The sequence below is a fragment of the Methylocystis sp. SC2 genome, from assembly GCF_000304315.1.
In the GTDB taxonomy this organism is placed as follows: Bacteria; Pseudomonadota; Alphaproteobacteria; order Rhizobiales; family Beijerinckiaceae; genus Methylocystis.
The window spans coordinates 1003628-1024061 of sequence record NC_018485.1; the positions used below are offsets into that span (position 1 = coordinate 1003628).

General features: G+C 63.9%; 23 protein-coding genes and 1 riboswitch. Of the genes, 16 read left to right on the plus strand and 7 right to left on the minus strand.

The window, feature by feature from the left end:
* Positions 1-57: 57 nt before the first annotated feature.
* Positions 58-1122 (minus strand): recombinase RecA, encoded by a 1065-nt coding sequence (gene recA / locus BN69_RS04750; RefSeq protein WP_041926801.1) that lies wholly within the window; start codon positions 1120-1122, stop codon positions 58-60.
* 329 nt (positions 1123-1451) lie between these two features.
* Here recA and BN69_RS04755 point away from each other — a divergent pair, with 329 nt between their 5' ends.
* The 3 genes from BN69_RS04755 to BN69_RS04765 all read left to right on the plus strand — a co-directional run bounded on the left by BN69_RS04755 (position 1452) and on the right by BN69_RS04765 (position 3876).
* Positions 1452-1979, plus strand: a complete 528-nt coding sequence (locus BN69_RS04755; protein WP_014890424.1) for an adenine phosphoribosyltransferase — start codon at positions 1452-1454, stop codon at positions 1977-1979.
* Positions 1980-2064: 85 nt separating this feature from the next.
* Entirely contained in the window at positions 2065-3372 is a 1308-nt protein-coding gene (locus tag BN69_RS04760) for a L,D-transpeptidase family protein (RefSeq protein ID WP_014890425.1), read from the plus strand.
* Positions 3373-3474: 102 nt separating this feature from the next.
* Positions 3475-3876, plus strand: a complete 402-nt coding sequence (locus tag BN69_RS04765; protein WP_148277029.1) for a hypothetical protein — start codon at positions 3475-3477, stop codon at positions 3874-3876.
* A 46-nt stretch (positions 3877-3922) separates the two neighbouring features.
* On the opposite strand, the gene BN69_RS04770 is transcribed toward BN69_RS04765, so the two are convergent.
* Positions 3923-4246, minus strand: coding sequence for a Kazal-type serine protease inhibitor family protein (locus BN69_RS04770; RefSeq protein WP_014890427.1), 324 nt, complete (start codon positions 4244-4246; stop codon positions 3923-3925).
* 100 nt (positions 4247-4346) lie between these two features.
* On the minus strand, positions 4347-4688 hold the full coding sequence (locus tag BN69_RS04775) for a Kazal-type serine protease inhibitor family protein (protein WP_014890428.1): 342 nt from the start codon (positions 4686-4688) through the stop codon (positions 4347-4349).
* Between the two features lie 116 nt (positions 4689-4804).
* Positions 4805-4866: riboswitch (Fluoride riboswitch) on the plus strand.
* 83 nt (positions 4867-4949) lie between these two features.
* On the opposite strand from BN69_RS04775, the gene crcB reads away from it, so the two are divergent.
* From crcB to BN69_RS04820, 9 genes are all read left to right on the plus strand, one after another.
* On the plus strand, positions 4950-5324 hold the full coding sequence (gene crcB / locus BN69_RS04780) for a fluoride efflux transporter CrcB (RefSeq protein ID WP_014890429.1): 375 nt from the start codon (positions 4950-4952) through the stop codon (positions 5322-5324).
* 130 nt (positions 5325-5454) lie between these two features.
* Positions 5455-6228 (plus strand): phage Gp37/Gp68 family protein, encoded by a 774-nt coding sequence (locus BN69_RS04785; protein ID WP_014890430.1) that lies wholly within the window; start codon positions 5455-5457, stop codon positions 6226-6228.
* Between the two features lie 33 nt (positions 6229-6261).
* Positions 6262-7527 (plus strand): three-Cys-motif partner protein TcmP, encoded by a 1266-nt coding sequence (locus BN69_RS04790; protein ID WP_014890431.1) that lies wholly within the window; start codon positions 6262-6264, stop codon positions 7525-7527.
* A 481-nt stretch (positions 7528-8008) separates the two neighbouring features.
* The gene (gene rplU / locus BN69_RS04795; protein WP_041927156.1) at positions 8009-8317 is read left to right on the plus strand and encodes a 50S ribosomal protein L21; all 309 of its coding nucleotides are present in this window, start codon (positions 8009-8011) and stop codon (positions 8315-8317) included.
* Between the two features lie 68 nt (positions 8318-8385).
* Positions 8386-8655, plus strand: a complete 270-nt coding sequence (rpmA, locus tag BN69_RS04800) for a 50S ribosomal protein L27 (protein ID WP_014890433.1) — start codon at positions 8386-8388, stop codon at positions 8653-8655.
* 179 nt (positions 8656-8834) lie between these two features.
* Positions 8835-9437, plus strand: a complete 603-nt coding sequence (locus BN69_RS04805; RefSeq protein WP_014890434.1) for a GNAT family N-acetyltransferase — start codon at positions 8835-8837, stop codon at positions 9435-9437.
* Positions 9438-9444: 7 nt separating this feature from the next.
* Complete coding sequence (gene obgE / locus BN69_RS04810; RefSeq protein WP_014890435.1) at positions 9445-10509, plus strand: GTPase ObgE; 1065 nt, start codon at positions 9445-9447, stop codon at positions 10507-10509.
* Positions 10510-10688: 179 nt separating this feature from the next.
* Positions 10689-11084: a DUF2946 family protein gene (locus BN69_RS04815; protein ID WP_014890436.1), complete on the plus strand. Its 396-nt coding sequence runs from the start codon at positions 10689-10691 to the stop codon at positions 11082-11084.
* 165 nt (positions 11085-11249) lie between these two features.
* The gene (locus BN69_RS04820; RefSeq protein ID WP_014890437.1) at positions 11250-11699 is read left to right on the plus strand and encodes a hypothetical protein; all 450 of its coding nucleotides are present in this window, start codon (positions 11250-11252) and stop codon (positions 11697-11699) included.
* A 19-nt stretch (positions 11700-11718) separates the two neighbouring features.
* On the opposite strand, the gene BN69_RS04825 is transcribed toward BN69_RS04820, so the two are convergent.
* Positions 11719-12387 (minus strand): O-methyltransferase, encoded by a 669-nt coding sequence (locus BN69_RS04825; RefSeq protein ID WP_014890438.1) that lies wholly within the window; start codon positions 12385-12387, stop codon positions 11719-11721.
* A gap of 200 nt (positions 12388-12587) precedes the next feature.
* Between BN69_RS04825 and BN69_RS04830 the strand changes: the two genes are divergently transcribed.
* Positions 12588-12959 (plus strand): hypothetical protein, encoded by a 372-nt coding sequence (locus tag BN69_RS04830; RefSeq protein ID WP_014890439.1) that lies wholly within the window; start codon positions 12588-12590, stop codon positions 12957-12959.
* An 83-nt stretch (positions 12960-13042) separates the two neighbouring features.
* Here BN69_RS04830 and BN69_RS04835 read toward each other — a convergent pair whose 3' ends face one another.
* On the minus strand, positions 13043-14881 hold the full coding sequence (locus tag BN69_RS04835; protein ID WP_014890440.1) for a M3 family oligoendopeptidase: 1839 nt from the start codon (positions 14879-14881) through the stop codon (positions 13043-13045).
* Positions 14882-15047: 166 nt separating this feature from the next.
* Between BN69_RS04835 and BN69_RS04840 the strand changes: the two genes are divergently transcribed.
* Complete coding sequence (locus tag BN69_RS04840; RefSeq protein WP_014890441.1) at positions 15048-15830, plus strand: hypothetical protein; 783 nt, start codon at positions 15048-15050, stop codon at positions 15828-15830.
* 94 nt (positions 15831-15924) lie between these two features.
* Here the strand turns inward: BN69_RS04840 and BN69_RS04845 are convergent, their stop codons facing one another.
* Positions 15925-17142 carry a lytic murein transglycosylase gene (locus BN69_RS04845; protein WP_014890442.1) on the minus strand — a complete coding sequence of 406 codons (1218 nt, stop codon included), beginning with the start codon at positions 17140-17142 and terminating at the stop codon, positions 15925-15927.
* A gap of 138 nt (positions 17143-17280) precedes the next feature.
* On the opposite strand from BN69_RS04845, the gene irrA reads away from it, so the two are divergent.
* The gene (gene irrA / locus BN69_RS04850; protein WP_014890443.1) at positions 17281-17763 is read left to right on the plus strand and encodes an iron response transcriptional regulator IrrA; all 483 of its coding nucleotides are present in this window, start codon (positions 17281-17283) and stop codon (positions 17761-17763) included.
* Positions 17764-17852: 89 nt separating this feature from the next.
* On the opposite strand, the gene BN69_RS04855 is transcribed toward irrA, so the two are convergent.
* Positions 17853-18395: a peroxiredoxin gene (locus BN69_RS04855; RefSeq protein ID WP_014890444.1), complete on the minus strand. Its 543-nt coding sequence runs from the start codon at positions 18393-18395 to the stop codon at positions 17853-17855.
* 154 nt (positions 18396-18549) lie between these two features.
* On the opposite strand from BN69_RS04855, the gene BN69_RS04860 reads away from it, so the two are divergent.
* A complete protein-coding gene (locus BN69_RS04860; protein ID WP_014890445.1) occupies positions 18550-20433 on the plus strand; it encodes a PHA/PHB synthase family protein in 1884 nt (627 codons plus the stop codon).
* The last annotated feature ends 1 nt before the right edge of the window (position 20434 follow it).

Below are 20434 nucleotides of genomic sequence, written 5' to 3' on the forward strand. Positions count from 1 at the left end.
GTAAGGCCGCCTTGAATCTGATTTGCGCCTAAATGGACTCCTGAGAGTCCAAACGACCTAGGCCTCGTCGTCATCCGGCGCGTCCAGAATGCGATCGGCGATCAGCCCGGCGTTCTCGCGGATCGCCTGTTCGATGCGCTGCGCCGCCTCGGGATTTTGCTTCAAAAAGCTCTTGGCGTTCTCGCGGCCCTGGCCGAGCCTCTGGCTGTCGTAGGAGAACCAGGCGCCCGACTTCTCGACGACGCCGGCCTTGACGCCAAGATCAATCAATTCGCCGAATTTGGAGACGCCCTCGCCATACATGATGTCGAATTCGACCTGCTTGAACGGCGGCGCCACCTTGTTCTTGACCACTTTGACGCGGGTCTGGTTGCCGGTCGTCTCCTCGCGGTCCTTGATCGCGCCGATGCGGCGGATGTCGAGCCGCACCGAGGCGTAGAATTTCAGCGCATTGCCGCCGGTCGTCGTCTCCGGCGAACCGTACATCACGCCGATCTTCATGCGGATCTGATTGATGAAGATGACGAGCGTGTTGGAGCGGGCGATCGAGGCGGTGAGCTTGCGCAGCGCCTGGCTCATCAGCCGCGCCTGCAGGCCCGGCTGCACGTCGCCCATCTCGCCCTCGATTTCGGCGCGGGGCGTCAGCGCCGCCACCGAATCGACGACGAGCACGTCGACGGCGCCGGAGCGCACCAGCGTGTCGGTGATCTCGAGCGCCTGCTCGCCGGTGTCGGGCTGCGAGATCAAGAGATCTTCGAGATTGACGCCAAGCTTGCGGGCGTAGATCGGATCCAGCGCATGTTCCGCGTCGACGAAGGCGCAGACGCCGCCCAATTTCTGCGCCTCGGCGATGACATGCAGGGTGAGGGTGGTCTTGCCCGAGGACTCCGGCCCGTAAATTTCAACGACGCGGCCGCGCGGCAGGCCGCCGACGCCCAGCGCGATGTCGAGCCCCAGCGAGCCCGTCGAAATCGTCTCGATCTCGACGGCCTTCTGGTTCTTGCCGAGCCGCATGATCGAACCTTTGCCGAATGCGCGCTCGATCTGCGACAGAGCGGCGTCGAGCGCCTTGGTCTTGTCCACGGACGTCCCTTCCACGAGGCGGAGATTGGCTTGGCTCACGGCTGAAATTCCTTCTGGCACGGTTAGCTAGGCGCAGGCAATGCGGCTGCGAGGGAGGTCGCGAGGCCAGGGCGCCGGGTGAAGGAGCGCGCTCGACCCTGAACTCCAGTGTGCACGATTTGTTCTTTTTGCCAAGTTCTTTTTGGCGACCTTGTCCGGAATCGAAGGGCGACGACAAGGAACGATCGGGCGCGCCGGCGCGCGACGCCCGTCCTCAGCCACGCCCCCTGCATTTGCGCCCTGCCCCGCCCTCCGTGTATCTCTTTGGGCGTGGCGGTTCGCCATCCCATCCACGCGGCGACCCTCGCCGCTGATCGCAAGGCCGTTTCATGCCGCTTGCCGACGCCATTCGCACCATTCCCGATTATCCCAAGAAGGGGATCCTGTTTCGCGACATCACCACCCTGCTCGGCGACGCCAAGGCGTTCCGCAAGGCGGTCGACGAACTCGTGCAGCCCTGGTGCGGCGGCAAGATCGACAAGGTCGCGGGCATGGAGGCGCGCGGCTTCATCCTGGGGGGCGCGGTGGCGCATCAGCTTTCCGCCGGCTTCATCCCGATTCGCAAGAAGGGCAAGCTGCCGCATCGCGTCGTCTCGATCGCCTATGAACTCGAATATGGCGTTGACGAAATGGAGATGCATGAGGACGCGGTCCGCCCCGGCGAGCGGGTGATTCTCGTCGACGATCTGATCGCCACCGGCGGCACCGCCGAGGGCGCGGTGAAGCTCCTGCGCCAGGCCGGCGCCGACGTCGTCGCCGCCTGTTTCGTCATCGACCTGCCCGACCTCGCCGGCGTGAAAAGACTCCAGGCGCTGGGCGTCCCGGTGCGCACGCTGGTCGCCTTCGAAGGCCACTAAAGCGCCTTTTTCGGATGTCTTGCTCAGCCCAGGCTCGAAATTCAGAATCTCGGCTCGGAATCTTCAGGAGAGGCTGCATAGGCGCATGACGCCGCGACAGACCCATTTGGCGCTGGCGGCGATCGCCGTCGTCGCGCTCGTCGGCGGAGTCGCAGCCCTCCGCTATCTGCCCTGGGGCGAGAGCGCGTCTCCCGTCCGCAGCGACGCCGCGCGCAGCGCCTGGGGCGGCGCGCTGCCGACCGGCCTGCGCCGCATGGCCCTGCGGGTGAAGCCCGGCGCCTTCCCCCCTGCGCCGCCGCCCGAACCCATAATCGCGACGCCGCAAGAGCCGATCGTCGAGACGGCGACGCCGCCGGCGCAAGACGGCGTCGAAGCGTCGATCTCCTTCCCGCCCGCGCCGCCGCCCGCGCGGCCGGAGATCGTGGAAAAGCCCACGCCGCTGCCCCCGTCGCGACCGGCCAATCTCGCCGAGCTTGCCGACAAATTCGCCGAGACGGCGGCGGCCCCTGCCGAGCAGCCGAAAACCGCCGAGGCGACCCCGCCCGCGCCCGCCGAAGTCCCGGCGACGGCGCCGGCGCTCGCCAATGCGCCGCTGCCGCCGGCCCGGCCGCAGGAGCCTTCGGCGCGCGCCGCCGTTGAAGCGACGCCGACGGCGCAGGAGTCGGCGCCGCCGACCCAGGTGGCGCGCGCCGTCGAGCCGACCTTGCGGCCTGCGCCCGAGGACGCCTTTCAGCAGGAGGCCCCGATCCGTTACGGCATGGGGGATCAGGTCTTCGTGCGCATCTTCAAGCAGGAAGGCCAGCTCGAACTCTGGCTTCGAAAGAACAACAGCCGCTTCTCGCTCTACAAGACCTATCCGATCTGCAAATGGTCCGGCAGGCTCGGCCCCAAGCTCAAGGAAGCCGACTACCAGTCGCCGGAAGGCTTCTACAGCGTCTCGGCGAAGCAGCTGCATCCGCATTCGAATTATCACCGCGCGTTCAACGTCGGCTATCCGAACGCCTTCGACCGCCAGAACGGCCGAACCGGTGGCCTCGTCATGGTCCATGGCGCGTGCAAATCGGTCGGCTGCTTCGCCATGACCGACCGCGGCATCGAGGAAATCTACGCCTTCGTCGAGGCGGCGATGCGCGCCGGCCAGAAGGAAGTGCAGGTGCATATTTTTCCCTTCCGCCTGACGGAGCAGGCGATCGCTCGGGAAACCGGCGGCAGCTGGCTCGCCTTCGTCGGCGCGGGCGGCAATTATCAGCACTGGGCCGAGTTCTGGCGCAATCTGAAGCAGGGCTACGATATTTTCGAACAGACCGGCGAACCGCCGGTGGCCTTCGCCTGCGGCGATCATTACGCTTTTGGCGCGGGCGATTCGTCATGCCGACGCATCGCCGGCTGGTGATCGCGGGCCGTTGAGACAGGATCGTTCAGCTTGGTTTCAGCCGGCGCGCGCGAAGATGCCTCGGCAAAAGCGCTCGGGAGCGCAAACAAGGAAAACGCCCGCATGCGGCTCGTGACTTGCTCTATCGTCGGCGCGGCTTGCGCGCTCGGCGTCCTCTTCGCGCCGATCGCCCAGGCGGCCAATGCGCCGCTGTGCTTCGCGATCGCCGAAAACTACAACAAATGCATGCGCCAGCATCAATACGGGCGCGGCGGGCATGGCGGCTACGGTCCGGGTTACGGCCAAGGATACGGTCAAGGTTACGGCCATGGATACGGACATGGCTATGGCCGTGGCTATCGCGGCGACTATGATGGCGGCGATCCCGGCGACTATGATGGCGATGGCGGCTACGGCGGATTCGGCGGCTATGGCGGCGGCCCCGGCCGCGGCCATTACGATCGCTCTAAGGCGGCCTGCGCCGTCTGGATCGCGCAGATGCAGGCCAGCGGCTGCTTCAACTAGCCAAGAGAATCGGCGCGGCTCGATTGCGCCGCGCCGGCGCCCGATCTCACCTGTAGGGTTTCGGGCACTCGCCGTCCGACTTTTTCGCGACCTTGGCGGCGCGACGCTCGCAGTCGTTGCCGTATGTCTTGTCGTTGCAGCCGCAAACCGGGCGAAATTCCCTGGTGCATCGCTCCGAGACTTCCACGCATTTACCGGCGATGTCCGCCCCGCGGCATTGGCCCGGCTCGGGGTCGCACCACAAGCCTTTGTCGCACGGAACGCCGGCGATGCCGCCGCACATTTCGCCGACCTTGGCCGCCGAGACGGGCGCGGCGGCGAAGAGCGAGAGCGCCAGGGCGATCGCTGATGTCCAAAGTATTTTCGTCATATCGTCCTCCCTTAAAAATCACCTTTGCAGCCTTTTGCTCCGGCGGCCGCTTTCACCGTTCCTTCGTTCAGACGTGGGCGAACCGCGGCTGAACGCGCGGTCAGGGGCGGCGCCTGCAGCGGCCATTGTGGTTTTTGCTGACGCCCGCGGCGCGGCGCGCGCAATCGTTGGGGTAGGTGCGCCCGTCGCACCCGCAAACCGGACTTAAGTTCCGGCGACAGAAGGCGGGCTTGCGCGCGCAACGGCCGAGAGCGTCGGCGACGCGGCAGGAGCCTTGGCGCATCTCGCACCAGAGGCCGCGGGCGCAGGGAAGGCCGGCGACGCCGCCGCACTGCGCGCCCACCCCGCCGGCCGCGATCGCCGGCGATGACGTCGCGATGAAGAATAGAAAGAGCGTCGACGCGAGGAGCGCGCAAAGGCGCAGGCCAAGGCGTAAATTCATCGCAATTCTCCAAAAAATGCTTTCGCAACGGCGGGATAACGCGTCTGCCGCGTAAGCGTTCCCGTCGAGCGATGACCGGCGGCCGGTTGATCGTTCGCGCCGGCGCGACTATGCTGGCTTCCCTACGGGATGGGGCTCCCGGTAACCGCCTGATGAGGCTGATGGCTCCTGCCGCAAGGACGCGCGTCCTGCGGGAGGAGCGCGCCTTAAACGCCGCCTGCCGCAGCATGTTTGTCGTCCGCTCTTGGAAAGGACGACGTCATGGGCTTCTTCATCGTATTTGCTGGCGGGGGACTGGCCGCGGCCGCGCGCCACGGGGTCAATCTTCTTCTTGCCCGACTGATCGGCGTCGGCTTTCCGTTCGGGACGCTGGCGGTGAACGTGCTCGGCTCGTTCCTGATGGGCGTGATCGTCGGCTATTTCGCCTTCCAGGGCGAGGCGTCGCAGAACTGGCGCCTGTTCCTCACGACCGGGATCCTTGGCGGCTTCACCACCTTTTCGGCGTTCTCACTCGACACGGTGTTGCTGTACGAACGCGGCGAACTGGCGATGGCGACCTTTTATGTCGTGGCTTCGGTCGGCCTTGCGGTCGCCGGCCTCCTCGCCGGCCTGTCGCTGCTGCGTCATTTTTCGTGAAGGGTGCGAACTCCAGCCTCTCCCCGCCGAGCGGCGGATGAATGGCTTGATTTGACCCAAAGACGACCTGCGCCGAGAATGTGCTAGTGTCACAACCTCCAACGGAAACTTGCTTGCGGACAGCCTTGGAATGGCAGAGACACAAATTGAATGGACCGATGCGACTTGGAATCCGGTCGCCGGGTGCTCGATCATTTCCCCAGGCTGCACGCATTGTTACGCGATGGAGATGGCGAGGCGACTGGAAGCGATGGGCATCGAGAAATATGCCGGGCTTATCCGTCGCAGTGACCGGCGGATCGTTTGGAATGGCGTTGTGCGCGAAGATCGCGAGGCGCTGGAAATTCCCCGTCGCTGGAGAAAACCTCGCAAGATTTTTGTGAATTCGATGAGCGATCTTTTCCACGAGAGGGTTAGCGATGCATTCATCGCGGGTGCCTGGAAAGTGATGCGTGAAACGCCGCATCACAACTATCAAATATTGACCAAGCGCCCGGAGCGGATGGCTACTTTCGTTACCGAAAAGATCGGAGATATACTTCCTAATGTATGGCTCGGAACGAGCGTCGAGGATGCTCGGGTTGTCGAACGCATCGGCCATTTGTGCGCGGCGCCTGCCCGAGTTCGTTTTATTTCATTCGAACCCCTCATTGGTCCTGTCGGCTACGTCGATCTTACGAACATCCATTGGGCTATTGTCGGAGGTGAAAGCGGAAAGGCGGCGCGTCCCATCCGAGAGGAGTGGATTGACGAAATCTATCATCAGTGCGTCCATGCCCGCACTGCCTTTTTCTTCAAGCAATGGGGCACCTGGGGCAAGGACAATAAGCGGCGGTCAAAGAAGGCCAACGGCCGCGAGTATCGGGGGCGAACCTGGGACCAGATGCCTGCGTCATCTGCCTGACAGGTTCCCGTTCACGCAAGCGAGAACGTTTGATTGGTCGAGAAGCCGTATCAATGGTCAGAAGGCGCGACCCTCGAAGATCACTCGCGCCGTAAGCACAAGATCCTGCGCGAATACTTCTTCAACTATCTCGCCGTTCGTTGCCAGCTCCCGCAGCAGGAGCGTTGCCGCGTGGCGGTTGTCGAAGGCTTTGCCGGGGGAGGCCGCTATCGCGACGGCGCGGCGGGCTCGCCAATCATTTTCATCGAAGAGTTAAGGCACGCCGTCGAGGCCGTGAACCTTCGACGTGCCGCCCAGCAGCTAACTGCGATCGAGATCGAATGCCTCCTACTCCTCAACGACGAGAAGCGCGAGGCTGTTGAGCTTCTGAAAACCCACGTTGCCCCTTTGCAGGCCGAGATCAGTCAGAAAGTGCCGAAACTCCATCTGCGCGTCGAGTATCTGAACGAGGCTTTCGAATTAGCCTACCCAAAAATCAAATGGATGCTCCAGCAGGGACGCTATCGAAACGTCCTCTTCAATCTGGACCAATGCGGGCATAGCCACGTTGACCGAAAAACCTTACTCGACGCCATGCGGTCCTATCCCTCCGCGGAAATCTTTTACACGTTCGCGATCGAGGCACTCGTTTCGTTCCTGCGCAAGTCGGAACCGGTCCTTTTGGCGTCTCAACTGAGCAATGTCGGACTGGAGAACGCTGACCTGCAGGCACTCGAAAGTACTATGAACAACAAGGCTTGGCTGGGAGCGGCAGAGAGATTGGTATTCGAGGCCTTCAGGGTATGTGCGCCCTTCGTCAGCCCTTTCTCAATCAATAACCCGGACGGCTGGCGGTATTGGCTTATTCACTTCGCGAACTCGTATCGAGCGCGGCAGGTCTACAACAATATTCTTCACCAGAATAGCAGCTATCAGGCGCACTTCGGCCGATCCGGCCTGAACATGCTTGCCTACGATCCTACTCACGATGATGGGATGCTTTATCTATTCGATGAGCAGGGAAGGAACGCGGCTAAGAGCCAATTGGCAGAGGATATCCCCCGGCTCATATCAGAGTCGGGGGATGTCATGGGAGTCGGAGACTTCTATGAAAGCATCTACAATGTCACGCCCGCCCATGCCGATGACATCCACGCCGCGATCATCGACAGTTCAGACATTCAGGTGGTTGCGCCTGGAGGCGGGGAGCGCCGTAAGGCAAGCACCATAGGCATCCACGACGTGTTGAAGCTGCGTATCCAACGAAGCTTTTTCCCCATGTTCCTGAAAGCGAACGCATGGCCGGAGCGGGAAAGGTGACAGAGCCATCCCCCTGCCAGCAAAAGTTCTGTTTTTGCCCAAAGCGAAAATTTCAAACCGACCACCGCCCCATCCGCCAGGGCTTCGAACTCGGGTTAATTTCAGCTCGCTTTCCGCCGTCATGCCCGGCCTTGTGCCGGGCATCCACGCCGGGCAACCGCGAAACGCTTCGCGCGGAGACGACAAGTGCGGCTCATATTCCGAGATTTGCCTCGTGTCGCCCGCGTGGATGGCCGCGACAAGCGCGGCCATGACGCGGTGAGATGACGCGTCATTAACCTGGATTCGGAGCCCACCACCCCGTCCGCCCCACATATTGACAGTCGCCGGCCTTAGCGGGTAGATGAACGTCGCTTCGGCGCGGCGGTTTCGCCGCGCTTTTCGTTTGCGCGCCTTTGCGCAAGTTCGAGGCGAAGCCACTAACTGCCAAGAAGCCGGCCGGCGGAAAACGCCAGCGTCGGGACGAACACAGGACAAAAAGATGTTCGCAGTCATCAAAACCGGCGGCAAGCAATATAGCGTCGCCGCGGGGGACGTGATCACCGTCATGGCGCTCGACGGCGCGCCGGGCGACGCCGTCACCTTCGACGAAGTGCTCATGCTGGGCGGCGACAGCCCCAAGGTCGGCGCCCCGACGGTCGCCGGCGCGAAAGTCTCCGGCGAGATCGCCGAGCAGACCCGCAGCCCCAAGTCGATCGCCTTCAAGAAGCGCCGCCGGCAGAATTCCAAGCGCAAGCGCGGTCATCGCCAGGACCTGACGCTGGTGAGAATCACCGCGATCGAGGGCTGAACCGCCCTCTCGCGACACGCAGAATAAAGCGGCCCCAGTCGCCGCAATAGGAAGATCGGAGCAAGACCATGGCGCACAAAAAGGCAGGCGGCTCGTCGCGCAACGGCCGCGATTCGGACGGCCGGCGCCTCGGCGTCAAGAAATTCGGCGGGGAATCCGTCATCGGCGGCAATATTATCGTGCGCCAACGCGGCACGAAGTGGCGTCCCGGCCGCAATGTCGGCATGGGCAAGGACCACACGCTTTTCGCGCTCGTCGACGGAGTCGTCGAATTCAAGTCCAGCGGCGGACGCGCCAGCGTATCGGTCGCGCCGGCGCCCGCCGCAGCAGCCGAGTAAGGCGGTAGGGGACGACCCGCCGCCGGCCTTCCGGCGGTCAGTCGTCTCGACTACCACTCTCGCGAATTCAGGCGGGAACGTTTCAGGCGAGATGTCCGGAAGCGCCGTGAAGGGCCAGTGGGGAGCGCTCTCCTTTCAGGCTCTTGGGCCAATATTTCCGATGTCGCTTGGAGCAATCAATGTTTCCCGAAATTACCCGCGACGACGTTTTTCGGCTGGAGACTGAAAGACTGTGGCTGCGCTGGCCGCGCGCGGCCGACGCCGACGAGATTCGCCAGCACGTCGGCGATCCCGACGTCGCGCTGATGACCGCCAGCATTCCGCACCCTTATGCGCCGCACGACGCCGACGCGTTCATCGCCTCGGCGCGCGCGGAGAACGGCGCCGGCGGCGGGCTTCATCTCGTCATCACCCCGAAAAACCGGCCCAACGAGCCGATCGGGCTTGTGAGCCTGCATGGCGCGGACCGCCGGGGCGCGGCGACGTTCGGATTCTGGCTCGGCAAGCCCTATTGGGGCCAAGGCTATACGACCGAGGCGGCCAGGGCGCTCATCGACCTCGCCTTCGGAATCACCTCGCTGGATCGGATCGTCTCGGCCGCGCGGCCGGACAATCGCTCGTCGTTGCATGTGCATGAGAAGCTCGGATTTCACCGCACGGGCCGCGGCATGCGGCCGGCGCCCGCGCGCGGCGGCGACATGGAAGTCGAGCTTTTCGAGTTGAAGCGCGGCGAAGCGCATACGCTGTTCGGCGCCCGCCGGCCGCGATTCTTTTCACCGTGAGCGGCAGATGAAATTCCTCGACCAGGCCCGCGTTTTTGTCCGCTCCGGCGACGGCGGCGCGGGATCCGTCTCCTTCCGGCGCGAGAAATTCATCGAATTCGGCGGGCCGGACGGCGGCGACGGCGGACGCGGCGGCGACGTCGTCGCCGAATGCGTCGCCGGGCTGAACACGCTGATCGATTATCGCTACCAGCAGCACTTCAAGGCCAAGACCGGCGGCCATGGCATGGGCAAGAACCGCGCCGGCGGGCGCGGCGCCGACGCCGTGCTGAAAGTGCCGGTGGGAACGCAAATCTTTGAGGAGGATGGAGAAACCCTCATCGCCGACATGACCGAGGTCGGGCAGCGCGTCGTCATCTGCAAAGGCGGCAATGGCGGCTTCGGCAACGCGCATTTCACCACCTCGACCAACCGGGCGCCGCGGCGCGCCAATCCGGGCCGCGAGGGCCAGGAGCGCACCATCATCCTGCGGCTGAAACTCATCGCCGACGCCGGGCTGATCGGCCTGCCCAACGCCGGCAAGTCGACGTTTCTGGCGACGGTGACCGCGGCGAAGCCCAAGATCGCCGACTATCCCTTCACGACGCTGCATCCCGGCCTCGGCGTCGTGCGCAGCGACGACAGGGAGTTCGTGCTCGCGGATATCCCCGGGCTGATCGAAGGCGCGCATGAGGGCCACGGCCTCGGCGACCGCTTTCTCGGCCATGTCGAGCGCTGCCGGGCGCTCCTGCATCTCATCGACGCGACCGGCGAACATGCCGGCAAAGATTACAAGATCGTCCGCGGCGAACTCGCCGCCTATGGCGCCGGTCTCGCCGAGAAACCGGAAATCGTCGCGCTTTCAAAGATCGACGCGGTCGACGCGGAGCATCTCAAGAAGCAGCGGGAGCGGTTGAAGCGGGCGATCGCCGCCGCCGGGCCTGAGACGCGCGAGCGCCCTCCGGCGCCCCTGCTCCTGTCATCGGCGAGCGGCGCCGGCGTCAGGGAAGCGCTCCGGGCGCTGTTCGACGCCATCGAGGCGCAAAAGGCCTGTGAGCGCGCGTCGGAGGCCGGGGGGCCCTGGAGCCCCTGAGGAGAGCAGGTTCCGAAAAAGCGGACTTTTTCGATGCGAGCCTGCTCCACCATTTTGATTTCGAGCGATTCCTGTCGATCACATGATTCCATGCGATCGGCGGCCCCAACCTTTAATCGCCGCCGGCGCGCGGCGTCGCCATTGACCTTGACATGATCAGTGAATAGCTTCGAGGGGCTATGAGCGCGCGCAGCGAAGTCAAAACATCGCAGTACGGTTCGACGGCGGTCACGCTGCTCGTCGCCTATCTGTTTGTTTTGCAAGGCCTCGCTGTCGGCGTTTCGTTCAGCGGACGCAGTTCGGGCCTCTTCGCCAACACGATCTGCTTCAGCAAGGCTTCCGGACCGCTTTCCGGAGATCCGGCGACGCCCGCGCGTCCGGCGCGGCACGGCGACGTCTGTTGCGTCGTGCATTGCGCATCGCTCGGCGGCGCGACCGCCGCCTCGCCGTTCATCGGCGAGACGCCCCCGGCAGCGTCCTATTCGACGATCGGGCTGGCCTTTGACGAGACATCTCGTCTTCCGGAGGCGTCGACCCCGCCGCTCGGCTCCCGCGCCCCTCCCGTCCTGATCTGACGCTTGCCGCAGCAATGCGGCGTCACGCCCCGACATGTCGGCATGCGGCAGGCGGGGAGAGTCAGACCAGCGTATCCGTCGTTTGTCAGCGTGCATCGCAGAGAGCACGCGCCGCTCAGACGGGCGGTTGCGACGAGCCATCGGACCGCGCAGCGATTTGGGACCATGGAACAGAAAACTCATCTGGCGCCGCGCCTCGTCAAGCGGGCGCGCAGCGCCGCCTCGGGAGAACGGCGCTGCTCTCAGAACGGAAAGCTGACCGCCGCGAGCGAGGGCGACATCCGCGTCGCGCCTGAAGCCATTGCGGCCCCGGCGCCGACGCGCGGACGGGTGGAGGTCGTCGAGACCTATTTCGACCCCGACGGGCGGCCAATGAAGCGCAAAAGCCTGGGCGCAGCCAGGGTGGCGCGCTTCTATGACGCCAAGGGCAATCAGGTCGAGGAGGCCTATTTCAACGCCGAGGGCAAGCCCACGATCCGCAAGGATCTGGGCGCGGCGCGCATCTCCTGGCGCTATGACGACAGCGGCAATCAGGTGGAAGCCGCGCTGTTCGGCGCCGACGGCGCGCCTTTGACCCGCAAGCGGCGCGGCAAGCGGGCGTTCGACAGCGTCTGAAGAGGGCTGACGGCGCGTCCTATTTGACGCGCGCGATCAAGAACCCGTCCCAACCCTTAGCGCCGACGGTTTGCACCGCCGTCGCTTCGACCCGCTCTTCCGCCGCGACGGCGTCAAACAGCGCGCGCGCGCCCAGCGCGGCGTCGTCCGCGGCGGATGCGTCGGCGACGGCGCCCTGGCGCACGACATTGTCGACGATGATCAGCGCGCCCGGACGCGACAGCTTCAGCGCATAATCGAAATAGGCGGCGTTGCTGGGCTTATCGGCGTCGATAAAGGCAAGATCGAAGGGTCTCCCCCGCTCCGATTCAAGCAGCGGCAACATGTCGAGCGCGGGGCCGACGCGCAGATCGACGCGCGCGCTCATGCCTTCCCGGGCGATGTTGGCGCGCGCGACCTCGGCGTGTCGCGCGTCGACTTCGAAGGTGACGACCTTGCCGCCCTCGCCCACCGCCCGCGCCAGCCAGATCGTCGAATAGCCTCCGAGCGTCCCGATTTCGAGAACGCGTCTTGCGCCGATCGCGCCGGCGAGCAGCTGCAGCAATTTGCCTTGCGACGGCGAAACGTCGATCGCGGGAAGGCCGGCGCGCGCATTTGCCGCAAGCGTTTCCTCCTGCGCTTCTTCTTTGGAAATCAGCGCCGCGCCGATATAGTCGTCCACGCGACGCCAGGCTTTTTCATCGAACATGTGACGTCCCTTGCATCGAGCGCCTGGCGTTAGTCAGGGCGAAATTCATTGACATCTCGCGTGATATCACGCGATGTTCCGCCGTCGTTCGCGCGCCAAAGCGCACGGACGCAAAAAGGCTTGATAGCCGCATTTCACGAGCCCCAGTTGGACTGCGGCCGATATGCTGCTCATCACAACACTTTATGGGAGCACAACAAATGATCAAGCTTGCTTTGACGACGGCCCTTGCCGCCGTCGCCTTTAGCGCATCGGCCTATGCGGGGCAGTGGAATGTGACGGAAGCCAACAAGGCTGGCATCAAGCGCGCCCAGGGCACCTGGACTGTCGCGACGGAAGGCGACAAGGTTTCCGGCAAGGGCGAAATGCAGCTCGATAACGGCTCTGTGCTGACCTACAAGCTTGAAGGCGAACTCACGGGCGGCGTTTACACGCTGAAATTGGTGGACCGCACCGATTCCAAGAAGAATTGCGTTTGGACCGGCAAGGCCGTCGAGGGCGCCCGCAACGTCTACGCGGGCGAAGCCGCATGCGACGGCGAAAAGTTCACGATCCGGGCTGGCCAGAATTAAGCGCCTGACGACAGCTTCTTCCAACGACAAACGCCGGCTCAACGCCGGCGTTTTTGTTTGGCGCGCGCGTCGTATCGCGTCGCTTACGCGTCCTCCATCGCCTCGAGTTCCGCAATCAGGCCTTCGATCATGTCGAGGCCGATGTTCCAGAACGCCGGATCCCGCGCGTCCAATCCGAAGGGCTTGAGGAGCTCGTTGTAAGGCTTGGCGCCGCCCGCTTCGAGCAGCGCGAAATAGCGCTCGGCGAATCCTTCATGCGCCTTTTGATAGACGCCATAGAGCGAATTCACCAGGCAATCGCCGAACGCATAGGCGTAGACGTAGAAGGGCGAATGGATGAAATGCGGGATATAGGCCCAGAAGGTCTCATAGCCGGGGCCCAGGCGGATTGAAGGGCCAAAGCTTTCGGCCTGCACGCTCATCCATAAGTCGCAGATCTGACCTGCTGTCAGTTCGCCTTCGCGCCGCGCGTTATGCACCTTTCGCTCGAAGGCGTAAAACGCCATCTGCCGCACCACGGTGTTGAGCATGTCCTCCACCTTGGAGGCGAGCAGCGCCCGCTTTTGCGCCTTGTCCGACGCTTGCGCGATGAGCGCGCGGAAGGTGAGCATTTCGCCGAAGACGGACGCCGTCTCCGCGAGCGTCAGCGGCGTCGGCGCCATCAGGGCGCCCTGCCGGGCCGCAAGCACCTGATGCACGCCATGGCCGAGTTCATGCGCGAGCGTCATCACGTCGCGCGTCTTTCCTTGGAAATTCAGCAGCACATAGGGATGCGCGGAGGGCACGGTCGGATGTGAAAAGGCCCCCGGCGCCTTGCCTGGCCGCACCGGCGCGTCGATCCAGTTCTTCTCAAAGAAGCGCCCGGCGATCTCCGCCATCCGCGGCGCGAATCCGTCGTAAGCCTCGAGCACGATTTCGCGCGCCTCCGGCCAGGAATAACGCTTGGCCGGCGTCGACGGCAGCGGCGCGCTGCGATCCCAATAGTCGAGCGCGTCCTTGCCGAACCACTTCGCCTTGAGTTTGTAATAGCGATGCGACAGGCGCGGATGCGCGGCCTCGACCGCTTGCGCGAGCGCCTCGACGACCTCGCGTTCGACGCGATTGGAGAGATGGCGCGAATCGGCGACGTCCTGGAAGCCGCGCCAGCGATCGGAGATTTCCTTGTCCTTCGCCAACGTATTGGTGATCAGCGAAAAGGTGCGCAGATTGTTTTTCAGCGTCGCGCCAATCGCCTGCGCCGCTTCGCGGCGCGTCTCTTCGCGCGAATCCTGCATGAGATTGAGCACGGGCTCGATCGCCAGCTCTTCGCCGCCGACCTTGAAGCGCAACCCGGCGATGGTCTCGTCGAAAAGACGATTCCAGGCGGCCGCGCCGGAGATGTATTTCTCGTGGAACAGCTCTTCGAGCTTGTCCTCGAGCTCATAGGGCTTTTCCTTGCGGATGTCTTCGAGCCACGGCTTCCAGCGCGAAAGCGGCTCCTGGCTTGCCGCCGCCATCAGCGTCGCGTCGTCGATTCGATTGAGTTCAAGCTGAAAGAACAGCAGCTGCGCCGAGGCGTTGGTGACTTTCTCCTGCACGTCGCCGTAGAATTTCGCGCGCGCAGGATCCGTCGTGTCGCCGCTATAGAGCAGGCCGGCGAAGGACATCAGACGCCCCAGCAAATCCTGCAGCGCTTCATATCGCGCGACCGCCTCGCCAAGCTTGACGCTGGCGTCCGGGGCTCTCGCCAGCGACTCGAGCTGGCCGCGATACTGCTTGCCGAATTGCGCCACCTCCTGCGCGGCCTTGGCGAGATCGGACGCGACCTGGGGAGAATCGATTCCCGGATAAAGATCGGCGAGATTCCATTCCGGCAGCCGTTCCGCAGTTTTCGCGACGGGAGCTTCGGCGATCGAATGGGTGCAGGAACGGGCGCTGAACATGGCGGGGAACCAAAATGGGGCGGCTCCGACAAGCGAAGACGCGAGGATCGGGATAAGCTTAAATATGGCAACAGACCGGACGGGATCAACCTGCGGTCGGGGTCGGCGCCCGCGCCAGTTGCCTCTATAACACTATGGGGGCGAAAGAATCAGCTTAGGTGCGCGGATGGCGGGAGAGCCCGATTTTCTCAGTTCGGTCACGTCGCGTTACGCCATGGCGCGAGACATTTTCGCGCGTATCTCAACGTTCCTCAACAAGGCGACCTTCAAGATCAAGCGCGGACCGCCGCTCGAAGCGATTGGCGAAATCGCGAAGCGGTTCAAGACCGACGACTATGATCGGCTGACTCTGAAGGACCTCGCCGAGACCAAGGCGGGCGCGACTTTCATCGACGAGAAGATTCAAGACATCAACCGCGCGAGCTTTCATCGCTCCGCCTTCGTGCTGAACGCATTCACCCATCTGTTTTTCGTCGACCTCGCCGCGCAACTGTCGTTCTCGTTCCTCCAGCTCAAATTCGCCTTCGTGATCGCCAACATCATTCTCGCGCTGCTTGCGCATTCCTCGGTGCGTCAAAGCTATCGCGCGCTGCTCGCGGGGCCGAATGCGCTTCCGTCCAAACGGCGCTTCTGGGGCATGTTTCCCAATCCGGCCTATAACCGCACGGTGAAGAAGAATTCACGCAGCTATGCGCAAAGCGCCTGGGAGGAAAAATCGCTGTTCCGTCCAGCCTATTTCGTCAATGCGGCGCTCATCTTTCTTGGCGCGCAATTCATTCTTCCGCCGGACCGCCTCATCTTTCCCTTCAGCTTCATCGTCGGGAAAATTTCCGGACTGTTCACGACGCTGGTGATGGCCTTCGACGTCTGGCGCGGCGTTCGCGCCGGCGATGCGGCGCGGATCGCGCGCGAAAGGGAAGTCTCCGTCTACCGCGATCTCGACGTCTGAAGCCAAGCTTCTTTGGTCAGCGCCGGCTTGTTCGCACATGCGAGCCTTCCGGCTCGCCAACGCTCCACCGATTCATTCATGTCATGGCGCCGGCCTAGCGCCCGCGCAGCCGCGCCAGAACGTCCTTTGTGGCGAAGCCGTCAGCGGGCTGTATGCCTTCGCTCAATTGAAAGGCGTGGATGGCGTTGCGGCTCGCGCGGCCGAGCTTGCCGTCGAACGCGCCGCGATAAAAGCCGCGCTCCGTCAACAGCTGCTGCATCGCCTTGACGTCGGCGGTGGGCAGCGGCGCGACCTTCGGCCAGGGCGCGATCGGGATCTCGCGCCCGGCGATGCGATCGGCGAGCAGCGCGACCGACATCGCATAGGCGTCGGAGGTGTTGTACTGGCGGATGACTTCGAAATTGTCGGTGATCAGAAAGGCCGGGCCGCTCGCGCCGGCCGGCAGATAAAGGCTGGCGGCGCCGCCGCCGGGGAGCGCGCCGCCGTCGGCGCGGGTCACGCCGAGCTGCCGCCAGCGGGCGAAGTCGAGATCGAAGGCGCTATAATCGAACCCTGCGGGCAGTCGCACTTCGACGACGGCGGGCAATCCGGCGACCCATCCGGATTTCGCCAGGAAATTGGCGATGGAGGCCACGGCGTCGCCGCGCGAGCGCCAGATGTCCGGGGCGCCGCCGCCCTCGTCGCTTTCAGCATATTTGAGATAGGCGGACGGCATGAACTGCGGTTGGCCCATGGCGCCGGCCCAGGAGCCGCGCAATTGCGCGCGCGTCGCATAGCCCTTCTCCAGCATCACCAGCGCGGCGACAAATTCCTCAATGAAGGTTTCGGCGCGATGGCCCTTCCACGCCAGCGACGCCAGGACGCGCAGCGCGTCAGAGCCGCCGGCCGCCGTTCCGAAATTGCTTTCGACGCCCAGTATGGCGACGACGATCTCGCTGGGGACGCCGTGGCGGGACTGGGCCCGACCGAGCGGCCCCGCGAGTTCGGCGGCGACCGCCCGGCCGCGCGCGACGCGACCATTCGTCACGGCCCCGGCGAGATAGGCGGGAATCGAGATGGTGAACTCGGACTGCGCATGCGGCTTCGCCGAGACCGACGGGTCCGGCGCGAGGCCGGCGATCGCCGCGTCGAAGGTTTCGCGCGAGACGCCGGCGGCCTGCGCCGACGGCCACAGGCCCTGCAAAAACGCCTCGAATGTGTCGGCTTTGGCGCGGCCTCCGGCGATCCAAAGAGCCGCGACTACACGAACCGACGCGCTGAGGATGAAACGTCGATCAGTTTCTGCACAGAGTATTGGCTCAAGGCGCCCCATCATTAGCCAGTCCTTTGCTGCTTCTTTGGAAATATTACACCTTCCGCCATTTCGTTTGACAGGGGGCGGGCGCTGCCCTCTACTGAAAAAAGCTTAATGTATGAATAGGGAGCGAGTGATGCTCGCCTGTCGCCAAGAATGACTCATCAACCTTCGACTACGAGTTTCGACCGTTCGATCAAACTGCGCGATCAATCCCCGGAGAGCGCGACGAAGGTCTCGGAAATCAAAGCGCGGCTGCGCGGCGCAGGTCTGCGTCCAACCGTTCAGCGGCTCGCTCTGAGCCGGCTGCTGTTCGGCAATGGCGATCGACATGTGAGCGCCGAGGCTTTGCACGCTGAAGCGCGCGAAGCCGGTCTGACGATGTCGCTCTCCACGGTCTATAACACGCTCAATCAGTTCGCCGGAGCTGGACTGTTGCGCGAGATCGCCGTTCAGGGACCCCGCACCTATTTCCACACCCGCACGTCGCCGCATCATCACTTCATGGATGAGGCGACGGGCCGCATGTTCGACGCCGCCGATGGCTCCGTCGAATTTACGCGACTGCCGGCGCCGCCCGAAGGCATGGAAATCGTCGGCTGCGACGTGATCATCCGCATTCGCCCGAAGAGGGGGTGAACGACCGGCCGCCGCAGGATGCGCGACGGCGCTTTTGCGCGTCGGGTGGCTGGCCTGTGCAATCGGACGATCGCGCCCCTGCGCGCAGCTCACTTCCGCTGCGCGTCGCGCCACCGCCGCACGACGGCGAGCGCATTCTCAATATGTTTCGTTGCGCCGGAATCCTCGACCGCCGAGAGAATCTTCCCGTCGGGCGCGATGACATAGGAGATGCGGTTGGCGAACATCGCTCCCGCGACCGGAACCTTGAAGGCGGCGTCATAGGCGTTGATCACCTTGAAGTCGGGATCGGCGCCGACGGGAAATTTGTCCCGGCACTCTGTCGCCGAGAATTCGCGCTGCGTCGCGATCTTGTCGCTCGACACGCCGATGACGCTCGCGCCCATGGCGGCGAACTGCTGCATGGCTTCGGCAAATTCATGCGCCTCGAGCGTGCAGACGCTCGTGAACGACTTCGGATAGAAATACAGCACGACCGGACCCTTCTCGAGCGCCTGCCGCAGCGAGAAGGAGAACTCCTTGCCGCCCTGCGCGGCCACCAGACTGAAGTCGGGCGCGGCGTCTCCGGGCTTGAGAGCGGCGAGCGCGGCGCTGGAGATGAGAGTTAATACGGCGGCGGCGATGGCTCGCATCTGGGTCTCCTGAGCAGTCGGCGTTCCTTCACAAGGACATGGTAGCGCTCGCCGCCCGGCCAAGCCCGGGAAGACGGGGCCGTGATGTTGCGGCGCAGCATTTCCCGAAATAAGCTAAGGAATCCAGTCGAGCGCTCCGGCTTAAAGGACGTTGATGACAAAGCACCCCAATGCCGCGCAGACGAACCCTGCGCGCGCAGAACAGATATCTTCCAGCCTTCGCCACGCCTCCCCCGCCCGTGACTTTCCGCGCCTCGCGTCGAAAGCCTTCGTCGACGCGTGGCCCGCCGCCTTTCTGGCCGCGGAGCGCGCCACCGACAGCGAATCCTACGGCTACGCCGCGCTGAGCGACGTCATCGACCGTTCGCTTCATGCGAGCGTCGCGCATCTGACCGGCGGAATTTCGCCCGCCGCCATGGCGGGCGCCTATTGGGATTGGGCGGCGCATCTCGCGACCGCGCCAGGAAAGCAGATGCAGCTTGCCGAAAAGGCGATGCGGAAAAGCTGGCGTTTCGCCAGTTACGCGTCACGCTGCGCCCTGCAGCCCAACGCCGCGCCCTGCATCGAGCCGCTGCCGCAGGATAAAAGATTTTCCGGCGAAGCGTGGCGGCGCTGGCCCTATGCGCTGCTCTACCAGGGTTTTCTGCTCAATCAGCAGTGGTGGCACAACGCCACGACGGGGATCGGCGGCGTCACCAAGCAGCATGAAAACGTCGTCGAATTCGCTTCACGGCAATTGCTCGACATGTTTTCGCCGTCGAATTTTCTGCTGACGAATCCGGAGGCGCTGCAACGAACCTTCGAGACCGGCGGCGTAAATCTGCTGTATGGCCTGCAGAATTTTCTCGAAGACATGGAGCGGCGCGCCGGCGGCAAGCGCCCTGTCGGCGCCGAAGCCTTCGTTCCGGGCAAGAATGTCGCGATCACGCCGGGCAAGGTGATCTATCGCAACCGGCTGATCGAGCTCATCCAATATGCGCCGTCGACAGAAACGGTGCGGCCCGAGCCCGTGCTCATCGCGCCCGCCTGGATCATGAAATACTACATCCTCGATCTATCGCCGCATAATTCGCTGGTGCGGTTTCTAACCGGGCAAGGCTTCACGGTGTTCATGATCTCCTGGCGCAATCCAGGCGCCGAAGATCGTGATCTCGACATGGAAGCCTATCGACGGCTCGGCGTCATGGCGGCGCTCGACGTCATCTCGCGACTCATGCCGGACCGAAAAATCCACGCGGCCGGCTATTGCCTCGGCGGAACGCTGCTCGCCATCGCCGCCGCCGCCATGGCGCGCGACGATGACGAGCGCCTCAAGAGCGTGACCTTGCTCGCGGCGCAGACCGATTTCACCGAAGCCGGAGAACTGACGCTCTTCGTCAATGAAAGCCAGCTCAACTTTCTCGAAGATCTGATGTGGGAGCACGGCTTTCTCGATTCCAAGGAGATGGCCGGCGCGTTCCAGCTCCTGCGCTCCAATGATCTTGTCTGGTCCTATGCGCTGAAATCCTATCTCATGGGCGAGCGCGAGCCGATGACCGACATGATGGCCTGGAACGCCGACGCGACGCGCATGCCTTACAAGATGCATTCGGAATATCTGCGCCGGCTGTTCCTCAACAATGATCTCGCCGAGGGCCGACTGCGCGCGAGCGGCGGCGCCGTCGCGCTCAGCGACATCCGCGCGCCGATTTTCGCGGTGGGCACGGAGCGCGATCACGTCGCGCCCTGGCGTTCGGTCTATAAGATTCACCTTCTCGTCGACACGCAAATCACCTTCCTGCTGACGAGCGGCGGGCATAACGCCGGCATCGTCTCGGCGCCCGAGAAGAGGCGCGGCGAGTACCGCTTTACGAACCGCGTGGACGGCGAGCATTACGCCGACCCCGAGGAGTGGGTGAAAATCGCGACGGTCAGGGAAGGATCCTGGTGGCCGGAGTGGAGCGCCTGGCTCGCCGCCCGTTCCGGTCCGCCGGTCGCGCCGCCGCCGATGGGCGAAGCGCTCTGCGACGCGCCGGGAACATATGTGCTGCAGAGCTGAC